The organism is Nocardia yamanashiensis NBRC 100130, from assembly GCF_001613325.1.
GTDB classification, from domain to species: Bacteria; Actinomycetota; Actinomycetes; order Mycobacteriales; family Mycobacteriaceae; genus Nocardia; species Nocardia yamanashiensis.
This window is the reverse complement of sequence record NZ_BDCD01000006.1, coordinates 1-22,311: the sequence shown is the minus strand read 5'-3', so window position 1 is coordinate 22,311 and position 22,311 is coordinate 1. Positions and strand designations below refer to the sequence as shown.

Annotated in this window: 23 protein-coding genes; 12 read left to right on the top strand and 11 right to left on the bottom strand. The window is 66.5% G+C overall.

Annotated elements, in window-relative coordinates; all coding sequences use genetic code 11:
- The first annotated feature begins 190 nt into the window (after window positions 1-190).
- Genes NY1_RS05970 through NY1_RS05945 form a run of 6 tightly spaced genes read left to right on the top strand, consistent with a single transcriptional unit; the run spans window position 191 to window position 7,918 of the window.
- A complete protein-coding gene (locus tag NY1_RS05970; RefSeq protein ID WP_067709281.1) occupies window positions 191-2,062 on the top strand; it encodes a ThiF family adenylyltransferase in 1,872 nt (623 codons plus the stop codon).
- Entirely contained in the window at window positions 2,059-3,147 is a 1,089-nt protein-coding gene (locus NY1_RS05965; protein WP_084534692.1) for a 3-oxoacyl-ACP synthase III family protein, read from the top strand. Before NY1_RS05970 ends, NY1_RS05965 begins: the two co-directional genes overlap by 4 nt.
- Window positions 3,148-3,205: 58 nt before the next feature.
- Window positions 3,206-4,741: an ABC transporter substrate-binding protein gene (locus NY1_RS05960; protein ID WP_218028316.1), complete on the top strand. Its 1,536-nt coding sequence runs from the start codon at window positions 3,206-3,208 to the stop codon at window positions 4,739-4,741.
- The gene (locus NY1_RS05955; protein ID WP_233434222.1) at window positions 4,726-5,667 is read left to right on the top strand and encodes an ABC transporter permease; all 942 of its coding nucleotides are present in this window, start codon (window positions 4,726-4,728) and stop codon (window positions 5,665-5,667) included. The genes NY1_RS05960 and NY1_RS05955 overlap by 16 nt, the downstream gene beginning before the upstream one ends.
- Window positions 5,643-6,485: an ABC transporter permease subunit gene (locus NY1_RS05950; RefSeq protein WP_233434221.1), complete on the top strand. Its 843-nt coding sequence runs from the start codon at window positions 5,643-5,645 to the stop codon at window positions 6,483-6,485. Before NY1_RS05955 ends, NY1_RS05950 begins: the two co-directional genes overlap by 25 nt.
- 8 nt (window positions 6,486-6,493) lie before the next feature.
- A complete protein-coding gene (locus NY1_RS05945) occupies window positions 6,494-7,918 on the top strand; it encodes an ABC transporter ATP-binding protein (protein WP_169815310.1) in 1,425 nt (474 codons plus the stop codon).
- 41 nt (window positions 7,919-7,959) lie between these two features.
- Here NY1_RS05945 and NY1_RS05940 read toward each other — a convergent pair whose 3' ends face one another.
- Window positions 7,960-8,535 carry a hypothetical protein gene (locus NY1_RS05940; RefSeq protein ID WP_157762058.1) on the bottom strand — a complete coding sequence of 192 codons (576 nt, stop codon included), beginning with the start codon at window positions 8,533-8,535 and terminating at the stop codon, window positions 7,960-7,962.
- A 250-nt stretch (window positions 8,536-8,785) separates the two neighbouring features.
- On the opposite strand from NY1_RS05940, the gene NY1_RS05935 reads away from it, so the two are divergent.
- A complete protein-coding gene (locus NY1_RS05935) occupies window positions 8,786-9,580 on the top strand; it encodes a phosphatase PAP2 family protein (RefSeq protein ID WP_157762057.1) in 795 nt (264 codons plus the stop codon).
- Window positions 9,577-10,329, top strand: coding sequence for an ABC transporter permease (locus NY1_RS05930; RefSeq protein WP_067709508.1), 753 nt, complete (start codon window positions 9,577-9,579; stop codon window positions 10,327-10,329). The genes NY1_RS05935 and NY1_RS05930 overlap by 4 nt, the downstream gene beginning before the upstream one ends.
- A 248-nt stretch (window positions 10,330-10,577) precedes the next feature.
- Here the strand turns inward: NY1_RS05930 and NY1_RS42650 are convergent, their stop codons facing one another.
- Window positions 10,578-10,781 (bottom strand): hypothetical protein, encoded by a 204-nt coding sequence (locus NY1_RS42650; RefSeq protein WP_157762056.1) that lies wholly within the window; start codon window positions 10,779-10,781, stop codon window positions 10,578-10,580.
- Window positions 10,782-10,995: 214 nt separating this feature from the next.
- On the opposite strand from NY1_RS42650, the gene NY1_RS05920 reads away from it, so the two are divergent.
- The 3 genes from NY1_RS05920 to NY1_RS05910 all read left to right on the top strand — a co-directional run bounded on the left by NY1_RS05920 (window position 10,996) and on the right by NY1_RS05910 (window position 12,664).
- Complete coding sequence (locus NY1_RS05920) at window positions 10,996-11,877, top strand: helix-turn-helix domain-containing protein (protein WP_067709268.1); 882 nt, start codon at window positions 10,996-10,998, stop codon at window positions 11,875-11,877.
- Entirely contained in the window at window positions 11,874-12,068 is a 195-nt protein-coding gene (locus NY1_RS05915; protein ID WP_067709266.1) for a DUF397 domain-containing protein, read from the top strand. Before NY1_RS05920 ends, NY1_RS05915 begins: the two co-directional genes overlap by 4 nt.
- Window positions 12,069-12,457: 389 nt before the next feature.
- Entirely contained in the window at window positions 12,458-12,664 is a 207-nt protein-coding gene (locus NY1_RS05910; RefSeq protein WP_067709265.1) for a hypothetical protein, read from the top strand.
- Between the two features lie 126 nt (window positions 12,665-12,790).
- Here NY1_RS05910 and NY1_RS05905 read toward each other — a convergent pair whose 3' ends face one another.
- Genes NY1_RS05905 through NY1_RS05875 form a run of 7 tightly spaced genes read right to left on the bottom strand, consistent with a single transcriptional unit; the run spans window position 12,791 to window position 19,197 of the window.
- On the bottom strand, window positions 12,791-14,857 hold the full coding sequence (locus tag NY1_RS05905; RefSeq protein WP_067709263.1) for an MMPL family transporter: 2,067 nt from the start codon (window positions 14,855-14,857) through the stop codon (window positions 12,791-12,793).
- Window positions 14,854-15,774, bottom strand: a complete 921-nt coding sequence (locus NY1_RS05900) for a beta-ketoacyl-[acyl-carrier-protein] synthase family protein (protein WP_067709261.1) — start codon at window positions 15,772-15,774, stop codon at window positions 14,854-14,856. The genes NY1_RS05905 and NY1_RS05900 overlap by 4 nt, the downstream gene beginning before the upstream one ends.
- Window positions 15,771-16,247 carry an SRPBCC family protein gene (locus NY1_RS05895; protein WP_067709259.1) on the bottom strand — a complete coding sequence of 159 codons (477 nt, stop codon included), beginning with the start codon at window positions 16,245-16,247 and terminating at the stop codon, window positions 15,771-15,773. The genes NY1_RS05900 and NY1_RS05895 overlap by 4 nt, the downstream gene beginning before the upstream one ends.
- Window positions 16,240-17,271 carry an SDR family oxidoreductase gene (locus tag NY1_RS05890; RefSeq protein WP_067709257.1) on the bottom strand — a complete coding sequence of 344 codons (1,032 nt, stop codon included), beginning with the start codon at window positions 17,269-17,271 and terminating at the stop codon, window positions 16,240-16,242. Before NY1_RS05890 ends, NY1_RS05895 begins: the two co-directional genes overlap by 8 nt.
- Window positions 17,271-18,074, bottom strand: coding sequence for a class-II aminoacyl-tRNA synthetase family protein (locus tag NY1_RS05885; RefSeq protein WP_067709255.1), 804 nt, complete (start codon window positions 18,072-18,074; stop codon window positions 17,271-17,273). The genes NY1_RS05890 and NY1_RS05885 overlap by 1 nt, the downstream gene beginning before the upstream one ends.
- The gene (locus NY1_RS05880) at window positions 18,071-18,337 is read right to left on the bottom strand and encodes a phosphopantetheine-binding protein (protein ID WP_084534691.1); all 267 of its coding nucleotides are present in this window, start codon (window positions 18,335-18,337) and stop codon (window positions 18,071-18,073) included. The genes NY1_RS05885 and NY1_RS05880 overlap by 4 nt, the downstream gene beginning before the upstream one ends.
- Window positions 18,334-19,197: a diiron oxygenase gene (locus NY1_RS05875; protein ID WP_067709253.1), complete on the bottom strand. Its 864-nt coding sequence runs from the start codon at window positions 19,195-19,197 to the stop codon at window positions 18,334-18,336. Before NY1_RS05875 ends, NY1_RS05880 begins: the two co-directional genes overlap by 4 nt.
- A 295-nt stretch (window positions 19,198-19,492) precedes the next feature.
- Between NY1_RS05875 and NY1_RS05870 the strand changes: the two genes are divergently transcribed.
- Window positions 19,493-20,122 (top strand): TetR/AcrR family transcriptional regulator, encoded by a 630-nt coding sequence (locus NY1_RS05870; protein WP_067709252.1) that lies wholly within the window; start codon window positions 19,493-19,495, stop codon window positions 20,120-20,122.
- A gap of 94 nt (window positions 20,123-20,216) precedes the next feature.
- Here NY1_RS05870 and NY1_RS05865 read toward each other — a convergent pair whose 3' ends face one another.
- Both NY1_RS05865 and NY1_RS05860 read right to left on the bottom strand, forming a co-directional pair.
- Entirely contained in the window at window positions 20,217-20,642 is a 426-nt protein-coding gene (locus tag NY1_RS05865; RefSeq protein ID WP_157762055.1) for a hypothetical protein, read from the bottom strand.
- 42 nt (window positions 20,643-20,684) lie between these two features.
- Complete coding sequence (locus tag NY1_RS05860) at window positions 20,685-22,256, bottom strand: succinic semialdehyde dehydrogenase (protein WP_067709504.1); 1,572 nt, start codon at window positions 22,254-22,256, stop codon at window positions 20,685-20,687.
- Window positions 22,257-22,311: the final 55 nt, after the last annotated feature.

Sequence of the window (22,311 nt, the reverse complement as noted above, 5' to 3'; positions counted from 1 at the left end):
GGACGAATTTCGCCGCGCCGCAAGAGGTTGCAATCCGGTAGCCTGATGCAACGTCAGCTAATATCTGGCTATCGAGCATGTGGTCCGAAGCCGGCGGCACCGAACGCTTCGAGGCCCACAGTCGCTCACTCACTCGATGCACGACCTTCCGGAAAGGACCCTTGCCGTGTCGGCAACTGGCGGATTTCGCATGTCTATCGAACGACGTGATATCCGTGACCGCGATCATGATGTGCGGTGGCATGTTTCGGCGTTCCAGATACCGCGGCACGGCCATGAGCACGCGCAACAGGTGAACCGGATCCGCGAACTGCGCGCCCGGATCCTCTACGACCACGGCAGGCGACCGGAATTCCGCGACCTCAGCGGCGCCCATGTCGATGACCAGGAATTGGATTACGGTGCATGGCATTTCATCGCCCGCCGGCATCCCGGCGGTCCGGTGCTGGGCTATATCCGCCTGTCCACACCGGAGACCGGTGATCTGTTCCAGTCCCGCGCGCACCTGGGCGAACCGCGATACCGGCAGGTGCTCGCCGCCGAGCACGCCGGGCTCGCCGACACCTACGAACACAGCCGGCTGGTGGTCGAGCATCGAGCCCGCAAACTCGGACTGGGCGTCTATCTGAACGCGCTCGCCATCGGCGCGGCACACCATCTCGGCGCCAAGCTGATGATCGGCACCTCGGGCACCAAAGACGGCCAGGACCTGTTCCACGGGCGCTTCGGATTCCACCCGCTGCCCGGAACCCGCTGCTATGTCGAGCGATACACCGAAGACGTGGTGATCCTGCTGCACCGGACCGCCGACGGCGCCGGGGAATACACCGACCTCGTGGCCACCTTGCGCGATCAGTTCCCCGCCCTCGTGGCGGAGGACCCGATCGCCTGGACATCGGAGGAGACCGGAAACCGGCCCGCGCCGGTACCGCTCACCGCGGCGGCCGCACCGGATCGCGAAGTGTGGCAACCCGTTCTGCTCGAACCCGCGCACGCCGCCGACTACGCCGCGCTCACCGCGCTGCTGGAATCGGAGCGGGTCACCGAAGTGTGCGACACCATCGACAGTCAACTGGCGGAACTGATCCGCTGCCGCGAACCCCAGCTTCGCCACACCGGCCCGGAACTCGAGCGCAAGATCGAACAACAGCTGGCCGGGGTGGAGCCGTGGGCCTATGGCAGCTGGTTCTGGTACCCGTGGTCGGGCCGCCTGGTGCACGTCCTGCCGCGCGAGGAGTTCCGGCTCGTGCGCGCCGATCGCAATCGCGGGAAAATCGAACGCCCGCAGCAACGCCGGCTCCGCGAGCACCGCATCGGGATCATCGGACTGTCCGTCGGGAACAGCGCCGCCGTCACCCTGGCGCTCGAAGGCGTGGGCGGCGCGTTCCGGCTCGCCGACTTCGACGAGCTGAGCCTGTCGAACATGAACCGGCTGCGCGCGGGCGTACACCACGTGGGCCTCGGCAAAGCGGTGCTGTGCGCGCGCCAGATGTACGAGATCGACCCTTACCTGGACATCGAGATCATGACGGCCGGGCTCACCGACGACGGCATGATCGAGTTCTTCCAGGGCGACGACACCCCGATCGATCTCCTGGTCGAGGAGTGCGATACCCCCTACATCAAGGTCGCGGCCCGGGAATACGCACGTGCACTGGGGATTCCGGTGATCATGGACTGCAACGATCGCGGCATGCTCGACATCGAGCGCTTCGATCTGGAACCCGACCGGCCGCTGCTGCACGGCAGAATCGGCGACCTGCGCGCCGCCGAGATACGCGAGCTGACCGCCCAGGCCAAGGCCGATCTCATCCTGGCCATGGTCGATCCCGAACGCATCAGCCCCGAACTCGCCGCCTCCTTCGGCGAAATCGGCCGGACACTGAGCAGCTGGCCGCAACTGGCCTCCGATGTGGCGCTCGGCGGCGCCCTGGTCACCGCGGCCGCCCGGCGCATCCTGCTGGGCGCCCCGTGCGAATCCGGGCGATTCTATGTGGACCTGGACCAGCTGATCGCCCCCGAATGCAACACCGCCGCAACGAAAGACGGGATCCACGCATGACCATCGCGTGCACGGCGGCCGAACAGCCGCGTTCGCCCGCACTCGAAGCGCAGCTCGCCCGCCCGCTGCCGATGGCGGTGGCGGGTTCGAGCGTTCATCTGCCCGCCACCGTCGTCACCAATGCCGAACTCACCCAGACGCTGGACACCTCGGTCGAGTGGATCGTAAGCCGCACCGGCATTCGCGAACGCCGCCGCCTGGCACCGGAACTGGCCGTCTCGGACATGTGCGTCGCGGCGGCCCCGGCGGCACTGGCCGACGCGGGCATCGCACCCGGCGAACTCGACGCCGTCATCGTCGCGACCTACACCTACGACCAGCCCCTGCCCTCGACGGCCTTGATGGTCAAGGAACGAATCGGCGCGCACCGCGCCCTGCCCATCGACATCACCCAGGCCGCCTGCGCCAACGGCCTGCAGGCGATGCTGCTGGCCGGGCACCTGCTGCAGGTCTCGGCGCACGCGGTGCTGGTGATCGCCGCCGACTGCGCGTCCCGGGTCACCGACCCGCGCAACCGCACCACCGGCGTCTTCTTCGGCGACGCCGCGGCCGCCGTCGTGCTGACCCGTAGCAAGTCGCCCGGCGCAGGAATCCTGTCCTGGGACTTCGGATCTCAGCTGTCAGACAGCGTGGAGATCCGCGCCGGTGGATCCCGTCTGCCGACCACCGACCGGACCGTCGCCGCGCGCGAGCATTTCCTGCGCATGGACGGTCGCGCGGTCTGGGAGACGGCCACCAGCCGCCTGCCGCACAGCATCCGCACCGCCGTCGACCGGGCCGGGCTCGCCGTCACCGACATCGACCACTTCTTCCTGCACCAGGCCAACCTCAATATCCTCACCGCGGCCATGACCGAACTCGGCGTGCCCATGCACCGAGCCCCGATCACCCTGGACACCCTCGGCAACACCGGGTCCGCGGGCGTGTTCACCGCATTGCATCGAGCCCGTTCCGAGCATCGCGTGCACCCCGGAGACACCTTCGTCCTGTCCGCCATCGGAGCCGGATTCCAGTGGGGAACGCTCTGTTTCCGGCAAGACCCCGGTGTGGACGCTGCTGGCGGAGAGGATGTTGCCTGGCGATAGTCGCCAAGCTAGCCTATGCCGAGTTAGCGGAGGCTAACCTATCAATATCGTGACGTGGATGGGGTCGGCAGTGGATGTGAACAGGCGTCAGCTCTTCAAAGCCGGCCTCGGACTCGGCGCGATCCTGACGCTCGCCGCCTGCGGCAGCGACATGTCCACTGACCCCGGCGCACCTCGCAGCGGCGGCACCCTGCGCGTCGGCGCGATCGGCAAGTCCGCCAAGGCCGAACGCGATCCCCATGCCACCCTCAGCAACGACAGCGACTTTCTCATCATGTCGCTGGTCTACGATCCGCTGACGGTTCCCGGAGCCGACCCGAATGTCGCGCCTCGCCTGGCATCGAAGTGGGAATCCGATGCCGCGCAGCGCAATTGGACCTTCACCATCGCCGACGGCGCCACCTTCCACGACGGGCGACCGGTCACGGCGGAGGACGTGGTGTGGTCGCTGCGCCGGTTGCGGGAGATCGCGGGGGAGACCAAGGTCCCGGTCGCTTCCGTCGACGACATCAAGGTCGCGGCCCCGAACGCGGTGGTGCTGACCTGTGCGAGCGCGAACAGTCAGCTGCCGTTGTTGTTGCGGCTCATGACCTTCACGGTGCCGAAGGGCACCACCGATTTCACGAAGGCGGTCGGCAGCGGGCCGTTCAAGCTCGACAGCTACGCCAACGGTAATGCGCGCCTGGTGCGCAACGACGCATGGCACGGCGGCGCTCCCTTGCTGGACGCGATCGAGGTGACCTTGTTCGAGAGCCCGGAGTCGATGGCGAACGCGGTACTGGCCGGGCAGATCGATCTGGCTTCGAGCGTCGGTGCGATCGCCGGGCGCACCGCCGAGGGCCGGGGCGATCTGCAGGTGATCCGCCGGCCCGACGATATCGCGGTCGTGATCGCGATGCGCACCTCCGACGGCCCCTTCGCCGACCCCAAAGTTCGCGAGGCGCTGCGCCTTTCGGTGGACCGTCCAGCCATGGTGGCCCAGGTGCTCTCGGGCTACGGCACCATCGGCAACGATGTGCTGGGCACCGCCGACCCGAGCATCGACAAGTCCATCGCCCAGCGCACCCGCGATGTGGCCCGGGCGAAACAGTTGCTCGCCGAGGCCAAGTTCGACACCGGGAAGACCTATCAGCTGATCACCAAGCAGGAAGCGCCCGGTGAGGTCGAGTCGGCGAAGGTGTTCGCGAGCCAGGCCAAGGACATCGGGGTGGCGATCGAGGTCGTCGTGCAGGACGCGAACGCCTTCTACGATCGGACCTGGCTCAAAGCGCCGTTGTACACCGCGAACTGGGGCACCAACGATTCGGTGGTGTTCTTCGCCAGCAAGGTGATGTACTCGCGCACCAAGTGGAACGAAACCGGGTTCAACGACGCCGCTTTCGACCAGGCGTACACCGATGCCCTCGCGGCACCGGCCGGGGAGAAGTTCGCCGCGGCCAGCCGGACGATCCAGCGGATCGAGCACGAGCGCGGCGGATACATCGTGTGGGGCATGGCCGACGGGATCGATGTGGCGGCGCGGTCGGTGCGCGATCTGCCCCGGCTGGGCGGGTACGGGCGCGTGCAGCTCGAACGGGTGTGGATGTCGAATTGATCGGTTTCGCCGGACTGATCGCGCGACGGCTGGGACTGCTGATCGCGTTGCTGGCCCTGGTGTTCGTGGTCGTGAACCTGTTGCCCGGCAACGCGGCGCGTGCGGTGCTGGGCCGGGACGCCACACCGGAACGCATCGCGGCCAAGGAACACGAGCTGGGGCTGGATCGTCCACTGCCGGTGCGCTTCTGGCACTGGTTCAGCGGCGTGCTCACCGGTGACTTCGGTACCACCGCACGCGGAGTGCCGATCAATGACCTGCTGGCGTCGAAGTTCCCGCAGACCCTGCTGCTGGCCTCGACGGCGATGGCGGTGACGATCGTGATTTCGCTGCTGTGCGGGTTGTGGTGGGCCGCACGGCCACGGGGTCTGGCGGCTCGGCTGCTCCAGCCGGGTTCGGCGTTCGTCATCGCCATTCCGGAATTCGTGGTGGCGACCCTGCTGGTGCTGGTGTTCGCGCTGTGGCTGGATTGGTTGCCCGCGGTCACCTTCACCGACCGGTCGGGATATCCGGCGAACGCGTCGATGCTGATCCTTCCGGTCGCCGCGCTCGCGATCCCGCAGTCGGCATGGAATCTGCGGGTGGTGCGCGGCGCGGTCACCGACGCGGCCACCGCCCCGCATGTGGAAGCCGCTGTGCTCAACGGACTTCCGGAGCGGACCGTGCTGCTGCGCCATATCCTGCCGTTCGCGCTGCCGACCATCGCCACTTCGTTCGCGACCTCGGTCGGCACGCTGTTCGGCGGAGCACTGGTCGTGGAGACGGTGTTCAACTACCCGGGCATGGGGGCGATGATCGCCGGATCGGTTTCCGATCGCGACACCGCGCTGGTCGCGGCGGTCGTCGCCATGACAGGGGCCACCATCATGTGCGTGCTGCTGGCGGCGGATGCGGTGCGCGCGTGGGCGAATCGAGGGCGGTCGTGACGGGTGAGTACACGATGCCGGTCACGCGGCGGCGGCGCTGGTGGCTCGCGGTCGTCCCGGCCGTGCTGATCGGCGCGCTCGCTCTCGCCGGGCCCGCACTCGCCCCCTACGCGGTCGATCACGGCATCGGGATCAGCTTCCAGCGCCCCGGCGGTCAAGCCTGGCTGGGCGGTGATCGCCTCGGCCGGGACGTGTGGAGCCAATTGCTGTGCGGCGGTTGGGGTCTGCTGCTGCTCGCCGCGACCATCGCACTGCTGGTGACCGGGCTGGCTGCCCTGCTCGGTTCCTGCGCGGCGCTGCGCCCACGCCTGGGCGCCTGGATCGAACGCGCCGCCGACCTGGGCATGCTGCTGCCGCCGGTACTGGCGATCCTGCTGTTCATGCTCTCCTGGCCCGAATCCGGTGCGCCCGGACTGATCGCCGTCTCGGTGATCGCGGGAACCCCTTACACCGCACGCGTTTTCGCCGCCGCGGCGAGCGGAGTAGCACGATCGGGATTCATCGAAGCCGCCGTAGCTCGCGGAGAACATCTGGGCTACATCGTTTTTCGCGAACTGCTGCCCAACCTGCGTGAAACGTTCATCACCCAGCTCGGCCTGCGTTTCGTGGAGGCGATGTATCTGGTCAGCACCGCCGCGTTCCTGCAACTGCCCGCCACTCTCGGCGATGCCAATTGGGCGGTCATGGTGCGCGAGAACGCCTCGGGAATTCTGCTCAACCCCGCGGCGGTGCTGGCGCCCAGCCTCGCGATCGGGCTGCTCGCGGTCAGCGTCAACGTCGCCGTAGCGGCATTCGGACGGGGGCGTCGCAGTCTATGACCGCTCGGGTGATCGTCGAAAATCTCAGCGTGCGTTCGGCTGCCGGCGCTCAGCTGCTCGCCCCGACCTCACTGCTACTGCCCGCCGGTAGCGTCACCGCACTGGCCGGTCCTTCGGGATCCGGTAAGACCACGCTGATGCGGGCGATCCTGGGGCACCTGCCGTCCGGCACCGTCCGCGCCGGAGGCACGGTGCATGTCGACGGCCAGGACATGTTCGCGCTGAGATCGGCTGCGCTGCAGCGTTTCCGCCGTCGGCATCTCACATTGGTGACCCAGGATCCCGGCGCCGCCCTGAACCCGCGGATGCGCATCGATGCGCTCTTCCGCGAGGCAGGGCCGCGATCCGACGCCGCCCGTGTACTCGATCGCGTGGGCTTGCCGGCGCAATGCCTGCGCAAGCGTTCGGGCGAGCTGTCCGGCGGCGAACAACGCCGATTGGCACTCGCGCTCGCGATGGTGCGCGAGGTCGGCGTCCTGATCGTCGACGAGCCGCTGGCGGGGCTACACGCACAGCTGCGCACCGAAATCGCTGAACTGCTGCGGTCACTCGCCTCCGATCACGGCGTCACGGTACTGGTCTCGGGGCACGACACCGAAGTCCTGAATCGCGTCGCCGACACCGTGATCCCACTGGGAACGAGCCGGCCGATGCCGGCGCGCTTTACGCCGGAGGCTCGTGTCGCTGCCCCCGGCATCTCGATTGCGTTGCGCAGCAACGACCTACGTGCCTGGGCAGGGCGGCGAACCTTGCTCGAGTCCGTCGCTGTCGACCTTGCGGCGGGCGAGTCCGTCGCGGTGGTCGGCCCGTCCGGTGCGGGAAAGACGACCTTGGCACGGGTGCTGGCAGGTATCCATGTCCAATCCCGCGGCGAGCTGGAAGTGAATGGGCACCGGCTGGCAGTCGGAAAGGCGCGCCGCTCTCGACGCGACCGCCGCCGCGTCCAGTTGATCCCTCAGAATCCGCTCTCCACCCTGAATCCGAAACACACTGTCGGGCAGACACTCGCGCGCCCTCTGCGGCTCAACGGCCTGACCGCGCGCCCGGCCATCACTGACCGCGCGGCCGACCTGCTCGCCGACGTGGACCTCGATCGATCGATGTTGAACCGATACCCCGACGAGCTGTCCGGCGGCCAACGCCAACGCGTCGCCATCGCCCGCGCCCTCGCCGCCGAACCGGACGTCCTCATCTGCGATGAAATCACCTCGGCACTGGACTCCGCCACCGCTGCGGCGATCATGGACCTCCTCGAACACTGCCGAACCACCCGGAACACAGCACTTCTCGTCATCAGCCACGACATGGCCGTCGTCGCGCGCCATTGCACCCGAATTCTGGTTCTCGCCGCAGGCCGGGTGGTCGAACGCGGCGACACGGCAGCCGTGCTCGCCGCACCGGCGGCTCCGGAAACACGATCCCTGCTGGTTTGACCGATCCGATGCCCGGCCCAGCTCAACACCTGCTACCGAGCTCATGCGTCGAACCTGCCGAGTATCAGCCCGGAAATCATGAAAAAGGCTCCCCATTGAAAGAACCCAGGATCGGACAGCATCACCGAAACGTCGCCGTGCGAGCCGACCACCCCGAAAAGCAGCCAAACGCACGAAAGGACGAGAAGGCCCTTCACGGACGAGCGGGCACGCTCGAGCGCCTCTTCACGCATGCTCAGTAGGCGATGCTGTCGCTCCAATTGATATGTCACCTGGGCGATTGCGGCCACAACAGGCTCCCGACCGGATGCCTCCGCAGGCAGGTCCGAAAGTGTCATGGTCAGGGTTGCAAGCGTGGCGTGTAGATCGCTGATCGGCTTCTCCGCCTTGGTGCGGGAAACGTAGGCGTTTGTCAGTGCGGCGGTGATCGCAGCGATAGGCGCGAGTACCACCAGTCCCCACCCGGTCATGCCGCCATGATCCGGGCTACTCGGCGTGCCCGCCACCCCAAGATCCTGGAGGTCCCGACGCCTGGATGCCGCCACGGCCGCGTCGATCATGGACTTGCTCGAGCATTGCCGATCATTCGCCATACCGCGGTTCTTGTCGTCAGCCACGACATGACCATGGTCGCCCGCCATTACACCCTTGATCGACCGGCACGCCCGCGATCCACATACTGCGGCATCGATCACCTCGGTGTCGATCGTGCCAGCGGCTGGGACACAATGGCCGGGATGGGATACCGACTAGATCGAGAACCCGGCGTGCACACGCGGACGCCGCTTCGTTGCGGACGCCCACTTGGCTGCGGTCAAAATCCCCGTGTTCAACGCACAGGCGGATACCTTCACGGGGGTGGCCCAGGTGCCTGAGACTGAGCGCGCGGACACCGCCCCGGCCGGAAGCCGACGGCGCTCGGCGAGGGCCGAGGGGCGGTCGTGGATCCATCTCGTCACGGCGAGCGCCGACAACGCACCGTTGCGCCTGGTGACCGTTCCGGTGCTGCTGTTGGTGGCCACGGCGGCCGTGCTGGCCGCGCTCACCTTGAATGTCGTTGCCGGGCACACCAAGCGGGTCGATCAGCCTGTTCTCGACTGGATGGTCGATCACCGATCGGCGGCTCTGACCTCCGCCATGCGGACCGTCAGCGACCTGGGCGGCGGCGCGGCGATGACGCTCGTGGCCCTGACCGTGAGCGTGGCGCTGCTCTGGTTCGGCCATCGACTGCCCGCGCTGTTCGTGGTGGTCGCGGGCATCGGCGGATCGTGGCTGTCCTACCTCGGCAAGCGGTCCGTCGGCCGAGCCCGGCCGCCGGTCGCCGATCACCTGGTGGAGGTGACGAACCCGGCGTTCCCCTCCGGCCACAGCCTCGGGTCCTTCGTGGTGGTCGGTGCGGTCACCATCGTCGTGGTGAGCCTGCTGCGTACCCGGCGCGCCCGGCTCGCCGTGGCAATACCGGCGGCGATATTCGTTCTCGCGGTGGGACTCTCCCGCCTGTATCTGGGCGTGCACTGGACCACCGATGTGCTCGGCGGCTGGCTGCTCGGCGCACTCTGGCTCGGCATCTGCCTGCTCGGATACCGAAGGATGGAGATCAGGTGGCAGCGCCGCACCCAGGTGAGCTCCGCCGACGAGCCCCGAATCGAAGGTGCGGCCTGAACACCGTGGTGACACCCGATGCCGGACTGATCATCCTGTGCACGGTCCTGGTACTGGCCACGGCGCTGGTCTACCGGCTCGCCGGACTCGGCCCGATCAGTACCGCCCCGACAGCAGCCGCCCGCGCCGTCCTCCAATTGGCCGTCGTCGCACTCGTACTCGCCGCCGCGCTGGCCCACCTCTGGTCATCACTGCTGGTGCTGGCGGTCATGTTCGGCGCCGCCGCGGTCACCTCGGCACGCCGGGCCCGCGCGGGCAGATCCGCGAGCTGGCTGACACTCGCGCTCGCCACAGGAACCCTCACCACCCTGCCCGCCATGCTGATCAGCGGCGTCGTTCCCCTCACCGGCGTCGCGATCGTCCCCATCGGCGGAATAGTCCTCGGCGGCGCCATGACCGCCACCTCGCTGTCCGCCAAAGCCGCCCTCGACACCCTGGAACTGCGCCGCGGTGAAGTCGAGGCCGCGATGAGCCTGGGCTTCACCGACCGCGACGCCCGCCTCGAAATCATCCGCCCGACCGCGACCACCGCCCTGCTCCCCGGCGTCGACCAGACCCGCACCGTCGGATTGGTCACCCTCCCCGGCGCTTTCGTCGGCGTGCTCCTCGCCAGCGGCTCCGCCGTCCAAGCCGCCGCCGTCCAGATCCTGGTCCTGGTAGGCCTGCTGCTGGCGCAATCGTGCGCGGTGGCCACCACCGTCGAACTCGTGGCGCGCGGCCGGGTGCATCGGCTGGCCGACCAGATGTAAATCGCCGGTGTGCTCAACCGGACGGGCGAACGGTGCCCCGATCATCGGGGGCCGGGAGCGGCCAGGTCCAGGCGTTGTCGCGATGCATCGTGACGAGTTGCCGCTTGGCGTTGCACGAAACCGGTGAGGGGGCGGGAGAGTCGCCTTCGACGCAATTCCGGTGCCGCCACAGCAGACATTTCACGGTGATGGGGCTCAGCTGAACAGTGGCCGGGATGCGGTAGTGAGTGAGCCGCGAGTACATGCCGTCACCCGGCTCGATGCCGGCCGCGGAGGCGGCGGGTGTTGCCGACCGGGACCTGATGGAATCGCCGCCCGCCCACGACCAGGAACGAATCCGTTGGCGCGGGCGGGTTTTGGGCATGGTCGGCGGAGATCCCCCAGACGATCACGGCTAGGCAGGCGAGTACGGCGGCACTGACGAGAACAAGCTGAATGGCAGCGGACAGCATCGTGAAACCCCTCGGGTTGTGAGCGTTCCCACCCGGCCGGAACGCGGTGTGGCGGTACGGAAGTACGACATCACCGCAGGTGGGCGGCAGCTAGTGGTTCTTGGAATTCCAAACGAGAATTGCCATTTCCCCAGGTGCGTTTCCGGTTTCGGTGCCACACTGATTTCGTTCGATGCGGTCCAGCCTTTCCGGTACCTGGGGGGGGTAACCAGCGGTGGCCGACGAAGACAGCACCCTGCCGCGCCGCCAGCTCGGGAGATTCCTGCGTCAGTACCGCGACGAGGTCGGTATGACCATGGCGCAGGCGGCCAAGGTCGTGGAGATCGGAACATCCACACTGCACCGGCTGGAGAAGGGCACCGCTGACAAGGTGCGCGTCCGAATCGTCGCGCACCTCTGCGAGATCTACGAGCGTTCCGCCGAGGACACCGCCGCGATGAAGCGCCTCGCCGAGCAAGCCGCAGCGAAGACCTGGTACCAGGAATACGGTGACCCCATTCCCGGCCGTTTCGACCACTATGTCGGCCTGGAAGCCGCAGCAAGACAGCTGGTTTCATACCAGGAACTGGTTCCCGGCCTGCTGCAGACGCCCGACTACGCCTGGACGATGACTCGAAATCATCTGCGGGACGCGCCCGATGCGGAAATCCGCCGATTCGTCGACCTGCGGCTGCGGCGACAGGTGATCGTGACCCGGAAGACCACGCCCGTCGCGTTCGACGTCGTCCTCCATGAATCCGCTTTGCGGCGCTTGGTCGGTGACCCGCGAATCATGGCAAAACAATTACGCCACTTGGCCGATGCCGGCACCCGCCCCAACATCGAACTGCGCGTCCTCCCATTCGGTGCAGGTATCCCCATGGGGCTGCTCCCGGGCCCGTTCGTGATTCTCGACTTCGGTGTGGACAGCAAGGGCCGCCCGGTCGAGCCTCCCGTCGTCTATCTCGAGAGCGTTCTCACAGCCGACATCTATCTGCAGAAAGAGTCCGACCTCGAGCGCTATCGTGCGGTATCGGCAGCACTCCACGACGCGGCATCGACCCCGGAGGACAGTCGGCTGCTGCTGAGAAGGATCGCGAAGGAGTACGAAGCGTGAACGTGAACCCAGCCCACGCCGGGTGGTTCAAAAGCAGCTACAGCCAGGGAGTCCAGGAGTGCGTCGAGGTCTGCCATACCGTCGGTGAAGTGGGAGTAAGGGATTCCAAACACCCCGGCGGCCCCGAACTCTGGTTCTCCGGCGAGGCGTGGGATGACTTCCTTTCGTTCGCGGTGAGCGTCCTCGACTGATCGGCGGCGACTCGCCCTGCCCGGCGGGCCGCCACCGATCAGTCTCCCCTCCATTCGCGCTGGTGTCCCGCTCTAGCGGGCGGCGTCGAGCGGGACACCGGGACGCCGCCGCGGGACGAAACGCGGTGGCGTCCGGAGGAATCCGAAACGTGACTGCGCCTCGATAACCGTATCCGCGCAAGACGCAAGCCCGTCGAGGATTCCCCGTCTGCGACGTTATTCCGAAAGCGGGACCCGAGCGGCGCGAATACCGGATGAATGGCGCGTTTTGGCGTGAAACCGACCTTCCGGAGTCACAGATATCCCGGCGGTAGCTGGTGTCGGTGGGGCAGAATGCCTGCACACATGTCGATCCACAACGTCAGGGCACAGAGCGGGGAGACCACCGGATGCAGCAGCGGATTCTCAGTACCGACGCACAACAGCTGCTGGGACAGATCCTGGCCCGCTACGGCACACTCGAAGCCTTCCGCGACTACCTCAACTCCTGCCTCGACGCCCCGACCCTGCGACTTCCGTCGGTATGGCTGCCCCCGGCGGCCCCGGCCGGCCGGCATCGCCGAACCGAGCCGATCACGCGCCCACCCGCCGACTGACACGCTCGCACTGGGTCGTGGTCACCGTGCGTGGGCCCCATGAGTTCTCGGCGCAGATTGGACCCCGTTGCTCCTTTCTGGCGTAGGTGTGGGACGGCTGCGTTCGCTGGGGTGCCGACACAGCGATCATCGGCGCGCTATCGTCATCGCTTCTGGAGCGGGTCCTGCGGAGGCGAGCGCAGAGGGCCACCAGTTGTAGGAACCCAGCAGATTCATCAGGGATGGCACCAGCAGCACCCGTACCAGTGTCGCGTCGAGCAGAATTGCGAAGGCGGCGCCGAATCCGAGCATTTGCACCGGGGCGAGCCTGGAGGTGACCAGCGCGCCCAGGGGGATGAGCAGCAGCAGGGCCGCGGCGGTCACCAGTGGGCCGGTTCGTGAAAGTCCCTGGGTGACAGCCTCCTTGGGGGTTGCGCCCCGCTGCCTGGCCTCGGTCATGCGATGGAACAGGAATGAGGCGTAGTCGGTGGAGAGGCCGTAGGCCAGTACGCCGACGATGACCAGCGAACTGACTTCGAGGCTTTGCAGCCCGCCCATCGGGGTGTGCTGGAAGACCAGGACGAGTACGCCGAGAGTGGCGCACAAGGTGAGTGCCGCGATAATCGCGTTCTTGATCGGGATCACCACCGAACGGGTGAGCATTCCCAGGAACAGTCCGCTCACCAGGATGAGCAGCAGTGCCACGTAAGGCAATCGGGTGCTGAGACTGCGCAGGAGCGAATCGAACCGTGCGACTTCACCGAAGATCACCGCGTCGGGGAACGCCGCGCGTACCCCGGTGAGGATTTCGCGGGCGCGCGGTGCGGTCGGCGAAGCGTCGATGCTCGCCTCGAGCAGGCTGGAGCCGTCGGGCAGCGACGTGGGTGGGTCGACGCGGACGATGCCCGATTGCGTGGCGAGCAGTTGTGCGGCGCGCTCGGCGGACTCAGTGGATGCGAGCATGACGGTCAGTGCGGCGTCGGCGTGGTCGAAGTCGGATCGCAATGCCGAAGTCACCTGGTACGCATCGGAGTTCGTGGGCAGGACGTCGGTGTCGTAGCCCTGGAGTCGTGCGCCCAGGGCCGGTGCGGCCAGCAGGAGCAACAGCATCAGACCGAGTGTCGCGATGCGGGCCGGACGGCGGCCGACGTACCCGCTCCATCGGAGCCATCGGTGTTCGGTGGGTTTTTCGCGTCGCCCGCCGAGCGCGTCGATGCGATCGCCGAGCAGCATCAGGACCGCCGGCAGCACAAGCAGCGAGAACAGCAGGCAGGCGGCTGTGAGCGCGATACCGGCCAAGCCCATCGAATAGAGGAAGCGTTGCGGAAACACGCACAGGGTGGCGAGGGCGGACATGACGGTGAGTCCGCTGAAGAGTACGGTGCGCCCCGCGCTGTTCATTGCGGCGACGATGGCGGCCGCCGTATTCGCGCCGGCCCTTTCTTCCCGGTATCGCGACACGATCAGCAAACTGAAATCGATCGCCAGTCCGGTCCCTAGTGCGGTCATCAAATTCAGTGCGAATGTGGACAATTGGAGCGCTTGCTGGAAGGCGAAGAGCGCGAGGAAGGTAGTCGCAATGCTGAAGCCTGCTCCCACCAGCGGCAGTGCCGCGGCGACCGCGCCGCGGAAGACGAAGAAGAGAGCCAGCGCCAGCAGCGGGAAGGCGACCATTTCGGCGATGAACAGGTCTTGAGTAGAGATGGTCGCGGTGTCGTGATTGGCGACGGTCGGTCCGCCCACCAAGACCCGATCACGTAGGGCCGGTTGTTCGCCGAGCTTGGCACGCACCGCGTCGAGCAGGCCGGAGTCCGCACCGCTCGCGGCATCGAGGGCCACGAGCAGGTATCCGCGGGTTCGGTCGGTGGAGAGCATGCGCGGGTCGTGGGTCGTCTCGAAATCCAGCACCCGTACCACGTGCGCACTGCCTTGTAGAGCGGTGCGCGCCGCGCTGACCTCGGGGCACAGGTGCTCACCGGCGGGCGCGCACTGGACCAGGATCTGCAGTCCCTGCTCCGGATCGATGCCGGTGCGCGCGGTGTAATCGGCCACCGAGGCGGCGAACTCGGAGCCGGGATCGTCGTAATCGGCAAGTGAGGCGGTCAGTTTCGGCGCGACCAGCAGCGCGCTGATCGCACCGCAGAGTGCGAGCAGCAGTGCGGCGGCCGCGACGTGGCGGGGGCGCAGAATCGCCAGTACGGTCAAGATTTTCATGCCGCCGTCTCCCGGACAGTCGTCAGATCGATACAGGTCCAATAGTTGTGGCCGCTGGACACAGCCAGCACTCGGTCACCGTCGGCCATCCCGGGCGCGAAAGTGTCGAGGTTGACCAGGACGTCGGCGGCCAGGCAATGTCCATTGGCGGCGGTCTGGCGCAGCATCCGGGACTCCTCGAAACCTCCTACGCGCGCGAACATCTGGATGACGGTGTCGCCCAGATTTCCGCAGACCAGATGGTCATAGTCCGCGGCGGTGGTGTCGGTGAAGAAGCCGCGATACGCGCGCTGGATGCCGGCGACCGTTCCGCGGACCATGTGCATGGTGTCCACAGCCGGGTCGACGGCGTGCATGCCGTGGTCCACGGCCGGGGTGATCCGGCCGATGCGCCACCCTGCGCCCGCCGGGTCGGCGGAGACGATGGCGGCGGCCGCGGCATCGCTCATCAGGCAGGTGCCGGCATCGACGAGGCGAGGGCGCTCATCCCAGATATCGGTGGTCACCATCAGGATGGTGCGATGCTCGCCCAGCCGCACCGCATTGCGCGCGACAGCCAGGGCCGCACCGAAGTTCGCGCACACATTGCCGGTCACCGCGATGCACGGCGTCAGGGTTGCCCCGATCGCTTCGGCGAAGCGGTTGGGATCCTTGCTGATATCGATACGCGCGTCGGTCGATTCGGTGGAGTACAAGATCAGGTCGAGGTCATCGGCAGTCAGGTCGGCACGGCGGAGGGTCTCGATCGCGGCTTGCCGTGCGAGTTCCCATGGCATGCAGTCGGCCTGGTAGTAGTGCTCGATGCCTTCCTGGGCGGTGCGTGTGCGCACGGGGGAGTTCGCATCGAGTTGCTCCAGGAACGAGCGTCGTTCGCCGCGCGCCCAGCCGATCGAATGCAGGTACGCGCTGTCGATCACGCTTTGCCTCCGGAAACAGCTGCTGTGTCCTCGAATTGGAGATTCGTGCCGACCAGGGTGGTCAGTAGAGTGCGCATGGTCGAGTCGAAAGCATCCAGGGCGATGGGGTCGAGAATCTCTGCCACATCAGGCATTCCGAGGTCGAAGCTCGCGGCGAGCGACACTCGCACATATCCGTCCGGCACCGCGTCGATCTGCCAGCTCCCGGCGAACTCGGCGAAATCACCGGTGGTCTGCTGGAATTCGATGCGGTACGTGGCGGCGTCGACGATATCGCGTTCGCCCCATTTCAGGGTTCCGCCATGGAAGCGGACCGCCCAATCCGAATGGCGCTGCCCGTCCTCGATTCGCACCGTCAGGGCCGCGATCACGTCCGGTACCAGCGCGGGATAACGGCCGAAGTCCGCGATGGCGGCGAAGACAGCATCCGGGGTGGTGTCGGAAACTGTTGCTTTCAAGCAATAGTCAGGCATTCTGGAGGATTCCTTCCGGCTTGCCGCCGGTCGCGTGCGCCCAGTGGCGCAGCGCCCGTTCCAGCACCGTGAGGGGGTCAGCGGTGGCGGGCAGGTAGTCGCCGACCGCAGTGGGTTCGGGGAACGGTTGGACGATCGACACGTACGGTGCGACATGGGTGAAGAGGTTGTCGATCCGGCGGGCCGATCGGTCGTCGAGGGCGGAGAGGAATACCGGGCGGATCAATCGCTCGTACTGGTCGCGATCGACGCATCGTGGGATACGCACGGCCGCAGCGGTTTCGGTGTGTGGTGCGGCGAACGCCCGCACCACCTCGCGGACCGTGGGTGCGGCGGCCCCGGAGGTGAGCCACACCTGTTCCACTCCGGTGGTTCCGGTGACGAGCGCGGTGTTGGCAAGGTGGGCCAGCGCGGCTCCCACCACATCCTGCGGAATTACGTCAACCAGTGCGTCCGCCGGACATGGCACGAACGGCAGCCGGCCGTCGCGCACCATTTCGGCCAGCCGGTACAGGCCCTGGTAGTCGGCGATGCGCCCATCGCGCGAGTCGCCGATGACGATCGAGGGCCGCACGATCGACCAACGGCGCGCGCGATCGGTCACCAGTTGCTCGCCCGCCCGCTTCGACTCGGCGTAATGCATTCGGACGCCGCTGTTTTCGGGGCGATCGATGGCGTCGACGAAGGCGGTGCTGACGTGGATGAGCGGCACCTGCGCGGCGTTCGCCAGCTCGATGGCATGCCGGGTACCGAGACAGTTCTGCCGGACCAGTTCGGCCGGATCGGCATTGAGCTGCGTATTGGCCGCGGCGTGCACGACGCATCCGATGGAATCGGCCAACCGGGCGTAGACGTCGGCCGGCAGTCCGAACTTCGGGCGGGTGATATCGCCGGCGACGACCGAGGTCGTTCCGGTCAATCGGGTGCGATGGGCGAGAACAGTGTACGAACCGGGCTCGAGTTGCTCCCGCAACGCTGTGCCGACGACGCCGGAGGCTCCGGTGAGGAAGATCGGTGCGGACATCAGACCGCACCTCCGCGGAAGGATTCGACCGCGGCGGCTGCGGCCGCCCAGTCGCCGTCGTAGCGCCGGTCCAGGGCGTGAATCCAGCGCTCCAAGCCGAAAGCGACGCAGCTGGTGTGCACGGCATCGCCGGCATGCCGGATACGGGCGCGGTCGCCGAAGAAGTTGCGATGACTGTTGAAGGAGGCGATGGCCACGTCGTCGTCGGTCAGCACTTCCTCCTTGACCGGCAGCAGTCGCTGCATGACGGCCCGGGAACCATTCGGGTCGAAGAACGGATCGGTAGCGGTCTCCACGCGCACCGCCAGCCCGAGATGTGCTGTGAGAGCAAGGATTCGAGGCTTGAGGTACCCCAGGTGCGTCGCCGCGTGCTCGGCCGATCCGAGGGCGATCAGTTCGCGCATGGTGAAGTGATGCAACCGGCGCAGTCCACGGTATTCCCGTTCATTGCGGCAGCATCGGCCGCTGACTGTGACCACGATCGAATCGTCGAGTTGGGTGTCGGCGAGCGCGGCGTAGACCCCATAGCAGGCGGCGGAGGCGATGAACAGCCGCTCCCGGTCGTTCGCCGCCGGCATGGTGGGCGTCGCGGCCACCGCGAGATGGGGGAAATTGTCGAAGTAGTCGAAGGCCGTCAGCTGGGATTCGGTGAGCAGGGATGGGAGTTCCCATTCCTGGGCGCCGATGTCGTTCGCCCACTGCCGAAATATCGCGTCGAGGCTGTATTTGACCCGGGCGACGCGCGGCCCGAGCACCGCCAGTCCGTCGATCGTGTAGTAGTCGGAGCCCGTGGCCGAGATCATTGTTCCTCCTGGATGAAGTAGCTGGCGCGGAGCCGCCCGAGTGTGCGAACGGTGTCCAGATCCAAGGTCGCCATGTCGATTTCGGTTCCGGTCAGCTCTTGCAGCAAGAGCAGGAATTCGACCAGCCCCAGTGAATCCAGGGTCCGGCTCTCGATGAGGTCCAGGTTGGGATCGGTGCCTAGGAACTCGGGATTGCGGGCGGTGAGAAAGCCGACGATCTCGCGCATGGCGTCATCGACTGCGGTGGGTGGCGGCGCGGTCATTGATCCCACGACCCTTCGTAGAGTCCGAGTCCGAGGTAGAACCGGTCGAGGCGGCGCATGATGTCGGTGTGCACCTGCCGCCGCGCCGGGTCCCCGAGTAGCCTCCGGCGCAGCGCGAGCGGATTGTCCACGCCCGCATGGGCATAGCAGCGCGGGTTGTACATGCTGGCCACGGAATGCTCGATGTACTTCTTGACATAGGTGGCCACCGCCGCCTTGCCCGGGCCGCCGTCATTCTCGAGGGCCTCGGTGTACAGCCATTCGACCAGTCTTTTGCCGAAGGCCACATGGCGGTTCTCGTCGTGATGGTGGGCAGCGTGCAATTCGGCGACGATGGGGGGCACCGCGGTACTGGTCGCCAAGCGCGCGTTGTAGTAGTCGAAGAGTTCCTCGAACACCAGGATCCGGCTGAACACCACGAAATCGGTCCACGGTCCGGCGTTCATCGTCGCGGCGATCGGGCTCGGCGCGGGCGCGGGATACACCCCGTCCCAATACCGATTGCAGAATTCGGCGAAGAACCACATGTGGTCGTTCTCCTCACCGAGGAAATGATGCAGATACTCCGATGCGCGCCGGAAGCGCGGCGTGTGTATCCGGACGGCGACCTCACCCATGAGTTCGCGTATGCCGTGTACGTGGAGACTGAAAAAGTTGATGGTCTCGGCCTGGGAAAGCCGGATCGCCGCAGCGGTATCGAGGCTTTCGCGGGTGCCGTGAACGGTCAGGTATTCCTGATCCATCCACCAAGAATCGCGGTCCACGTGCGGAGGCCAGTCGAATCGGGTGTAGGGGTTGTAGTATCCGCGGCGGGACAATTCTGATAATCGCTCCAGCACCGCGTCGAGTTTTGCGGACATGCTTTTCCTTGGTCGTTGTGTGCTGCGCGCGACTGCGCTGACGACGTGACGGTTCGAGCATGCGGACGTAGCGTGGTGTCTTCAACGGGTTACGTCACGACTTGTTGTCCGGGAATGGAATTGGTCTTTTCAGAGCCGCCGGGTTGTACATGTGACCAATGGCGCTCTTGTGCTGGCGTGAACAATCCGTCAGGCTAGGGTCTGACACATGTTTGTCACCCTGTACGACACGCGTTCGAGCTGAGGCCGGCGCGACGCGGCGAACTCCGCCGCCGGTGGAAGGAGTTCCGGGGACATGCTGACGAATCGGACATCGACCGCGAAGGCCCGCCGCAAGCAGGCCGCGGCGGAGTTGATGACCGCGCTGCGCGAGCTGCTGGAAGCGGGAACGGCGTTCTCCGACATCACTATCCAGCAGATCGCCGAACGGGCGGGGGTGTCTCGCCCGGCGTTCTACAGCCACTTCGTCGACAAGAACGACTTGCTGTCCCGGCTCGTCGCCGAAGCGCTCTCGCCGGTGACCGCCCGGATGAGCGAGCAGATGGGGGAGTGGCCGTCCGGCCCGGAGAATATGCCGGGTGCGCTGCGCGCAGCTATCGGCTATCTCGAACCGCACCGCGTGGTCATCGCGGCCTTCCTGGAAGTCGCCAACTACGACGCCGACGTCGCAGCGGCGGTACATGCTTCCAGCAGTGCGTTCCGGACGGCGCTCGCGGAACGGATCAGCGGGCAGCAGCAGGCCGGTGTCGCGCTGGACGGTGAACCGGACACCATCGCGTTCGCATTGTCGGCGCTGGCCATCGAAATGGTCCGGGAGTTCGTCAATGGGGAGAACGATGTCGATGCCGAACGATGGGTCGAGATCATGTCCTTGGTCTGGGGTCGCGTCGTTTATGGCGAGCGATCGCAAACCGACGTGCGCTGATCGGACCCGAACGGCGCAGTCGAGAAACGAAAGAGCGGACGGTCTGGGCAATTCGATAGCCCTGGACCGTCCGCTTTTTCGCTGAGCCGGAGATTCAGTCAGCGGCCCGTGCGAAGGCGAATATCGCCGAGGAAATGGTCACCGCAGCGATCGTCACACAGAACAGCACGCCTCCGGCAATGGTGATGCCTCGCCACTGTTGCACCACTGCCATCGTGGCAGCGAGCGCGATCGCGGAATTGAGCGCGATCACCAGGACCGTTCCGCGTTCGTCGCTGACCAGGCGTGCCTGCAAGACGGCCGTGGCCACACCGATGAGTATGAAGAACGCGCCCGCGACTGTGAGCAGACCCGTCGAAAGACCGTGACGCACTTCGAAAAAGCCCGCCGCGATCGAAAGCAGTGCGCCGCCACATGCCACCTTGACCGCTCCGTCGAGGAGCAGTGCCGTGTGCGCCGGCGACACGATGGGCCGGACCCTGACGGCCGGCGGCGTGGCTACGCGAACCGAGTAGGACATGATCATTCCTGTCGTAGAAGGGAATTCGGTATCGCTCGGGCGTCAGCTCCAGCCGATGAGCTTGAGTAGCCGCAGCCCAGCGGTGGCGGCCTTGGCGAATCTCTCGTCGTCGAGGAATTCAGGCGCGGTGATCCCATGGAGTCGCTGCACCGCGACGGTCTGGGGCTCGGTGTATTTGAGAATTCCTTCGACCCCGTGGCGACGGTTCAGACCTGATTCGCGCATGCCGCCCATCGGCGCGTCCACCGAAGCCCAGGCCGCGGCGTATACCTCGTTGATGTTCACCGTGCCCGCCTTGATTCGCGCGGCGATGGTGCGGGCGCGGGTGATATCGGTGCTCCAGACGCTGGCATTGAGCCCGTAGTGCCCGGTGTTGGCGGCCGCGATCACCTCGTCCTCGCTGGTGAATCCGTAGACCGAGACCAGCGGCCCGAAGGTTTCCTCGGTGAAGCACAAGGCGGTGCTCGGTGTCCCCGACAGGACGGTGGGCTCGTAGAAGTAGGGTCCGAGGTCTGGTCGCGGCGCCCCGCCCGCCAAGAGTTCCGCACCCTTGCCGAGTGCGTCCTCGACGTGTTTGCCGACCGTCGCCAGCTGATCGGCATTGATCAGCGACCCCATATCGGTCTCCCAGTCGAAGGAGCGTCCCAGTCGCAGGGCGTTCACGCGGGGTAGAAACCGAGCCAGGAATTCTTCTCTGACGGTGTCGTGCAGGTACAGGCGCTCGATGGACACGCACAGCTGGCCCGCTGACGAGAAGCAGCCCCGCACAGCGGCTTCGGCGGCTTTGTCGATGTCCGCGTCGGCCAGCACCAGCATGGCGTTCTTGCCGCCGAGTTCGAGCGTGCAGCCGACCAGCCGCGCCGAGGCGCGCTGGGCGACGAGCCGCCCGGTCGCGGTCGAGCCGGTGAAACACACGAAGTCCGCGCGGTCGATGATCGCGCCGCCGACGACCGATCCGGAGCCGGAAACAACCTGCCATAGCCCGCGCGGCAAGCCGGCTCGGTGCAGCAGGTCCACCGCGAGCAGGGCGGTGAGCGGGGTTTGCGAGTCCGGTTTCTGCACAATGGCGTTGCCGGCCATAACGGCGGCGAGTCCGTCGGTGACGCCCATGGACAGCGGATAGTTCCAGGGCGAGATCACCCCGACGACGCCCTTGGGCTGGTGCAGTACCCAGGTCTGGGTCAGCACCGGGACTGCGCCTGTACGTCGTTGCGGGGCAAGGTATCCGGGCCCTCGGCGAGCGTAATAGTTCGCCACGAGCGCGGTGTCCAGGACTTCGTCGAAGGCGTGTTTGCGGGCTTTGCCGGTCTCCCATTGGATGAAGTCGAGGAGGGTCTGTTGATGGTCGAGCACGAGGTCGTGAAAGTTGGACAGCACCTCGGCTCGCCGGCGCGGTGGCAGGTCGGCCCACTCGCGTTGAGCCGCACGGGCTTGCGTGAAGGCGTGTTCGACATCGTCGAGCCCGGAGATCGGAAGGGCGGCCAGCGGTTCGGCCGTCATCGGCGCATGCACGGTGTTGGTCTGGCCGCTGGTCGCCGGCACCAGCTCGATCAGCCGGTCGATGAGGTCATCGTCGAGCACGTGCTGGGACAGTGCGTCGGGTGAAATGGTCATGATTTCTCCGAATTGTTTCGAGGCGAAGGGAATCAGCGGAGGACGGGACGTCAGT

Coding starts and splice junctions, on each gene's coding strand:
- NY1_RS05970 (WP_067709281.1), top strand. CDS start 191: ATGTCTATCGAACGACGTGATATCCGTGACCGCGATCATGATGTGCGG.
- NY1_RS05965 (WP_084534692.1), top strand. CDS start 2,059: ATGACCATCGCGTGCACGGCGGCCGAACAGCCGCGTTCGCCCGCACTC.
- NY1_RS05960 (WP_218028316.1), top strand. CDS start 3,206: ATGGGGTCGGCAGTGGATGTGAACAGGCGTCAGCTCTTCAAAGCCGGC.
- NY1_RS42650 (WP_157762056.1), bottom strand. CDS start 10,781: ATGCTGTCCGCTGCCATTCAGCTTGTTCTCGTCAGTGCCGCCGTACTC.
- NY1_RS05910 (WP_067709265.1), top strand. CDS start 12,458: ATGCAGCAGCGGATTCTCAGTACCGACGCACAACAGCTGCTGGGACAG.
- NY1_RS05905 (WP_067709263.1), bottom strand. CDS start 14,857: ATGAAAATCTTGACCGTACTGGCGATTCTGCGCCCCCGCCACGTCGCG.
- NY1_RS05895 (WP_067709259.1), bottom strand. CDS start 16,247: ATGCCTGACTATTGCTTGAAAGCAACAGTTTCCGACACCACCCCGGAT.
- NY1_RS05890 (WP_067709257.1), bottom strand. CDS start 17,271: ATGTCCGCACCGATCTTCCTCACCGGAGCCTCCGGCGTCGTCGGCACA.
- NY1_RS05885 (WP_067709255.1), bottom strand. CDS start 18,074: ATGATCTCGGCCACGGGCTCCGACTACTACACGATCGACGGACTGGCG.
- NY1_RS05880 (WP_084534691.1), bottom strand. CDS start 18,337: ATGACCGCGCCGCCACCCACCGCAGTCGATGACGCCATGCGCGAGATC.
- NY1_RS05875 (WP_067709253.1), bottom strand. CDS start 19,197: ATGTCCGCAAAACTCGACGCGGTGCTGGAGCGATTATCAGAATTGTCC.
- NY1_RS05870 (WP_067709252.1), top strand. CDS start 19,493: ATGCTGACGAATCGGACATCGACCGCGAAGGCCCGCCGCAAGCAGGCC.
- NY1_RS05865 (WP_157762055.1), bottom strand. CDS start 20,642: ATGTCCTACTCGGTTCGCGTAGCCACGCCGCCGGCCGTCAGGGTCCGG.
- NY1_RS05860 (WP_067709504.1), bottom strand. CDS start 22,256: ATGACCATTTCACCCGACGCACTGTCCCAGCACGTGCTCGACGATGAC.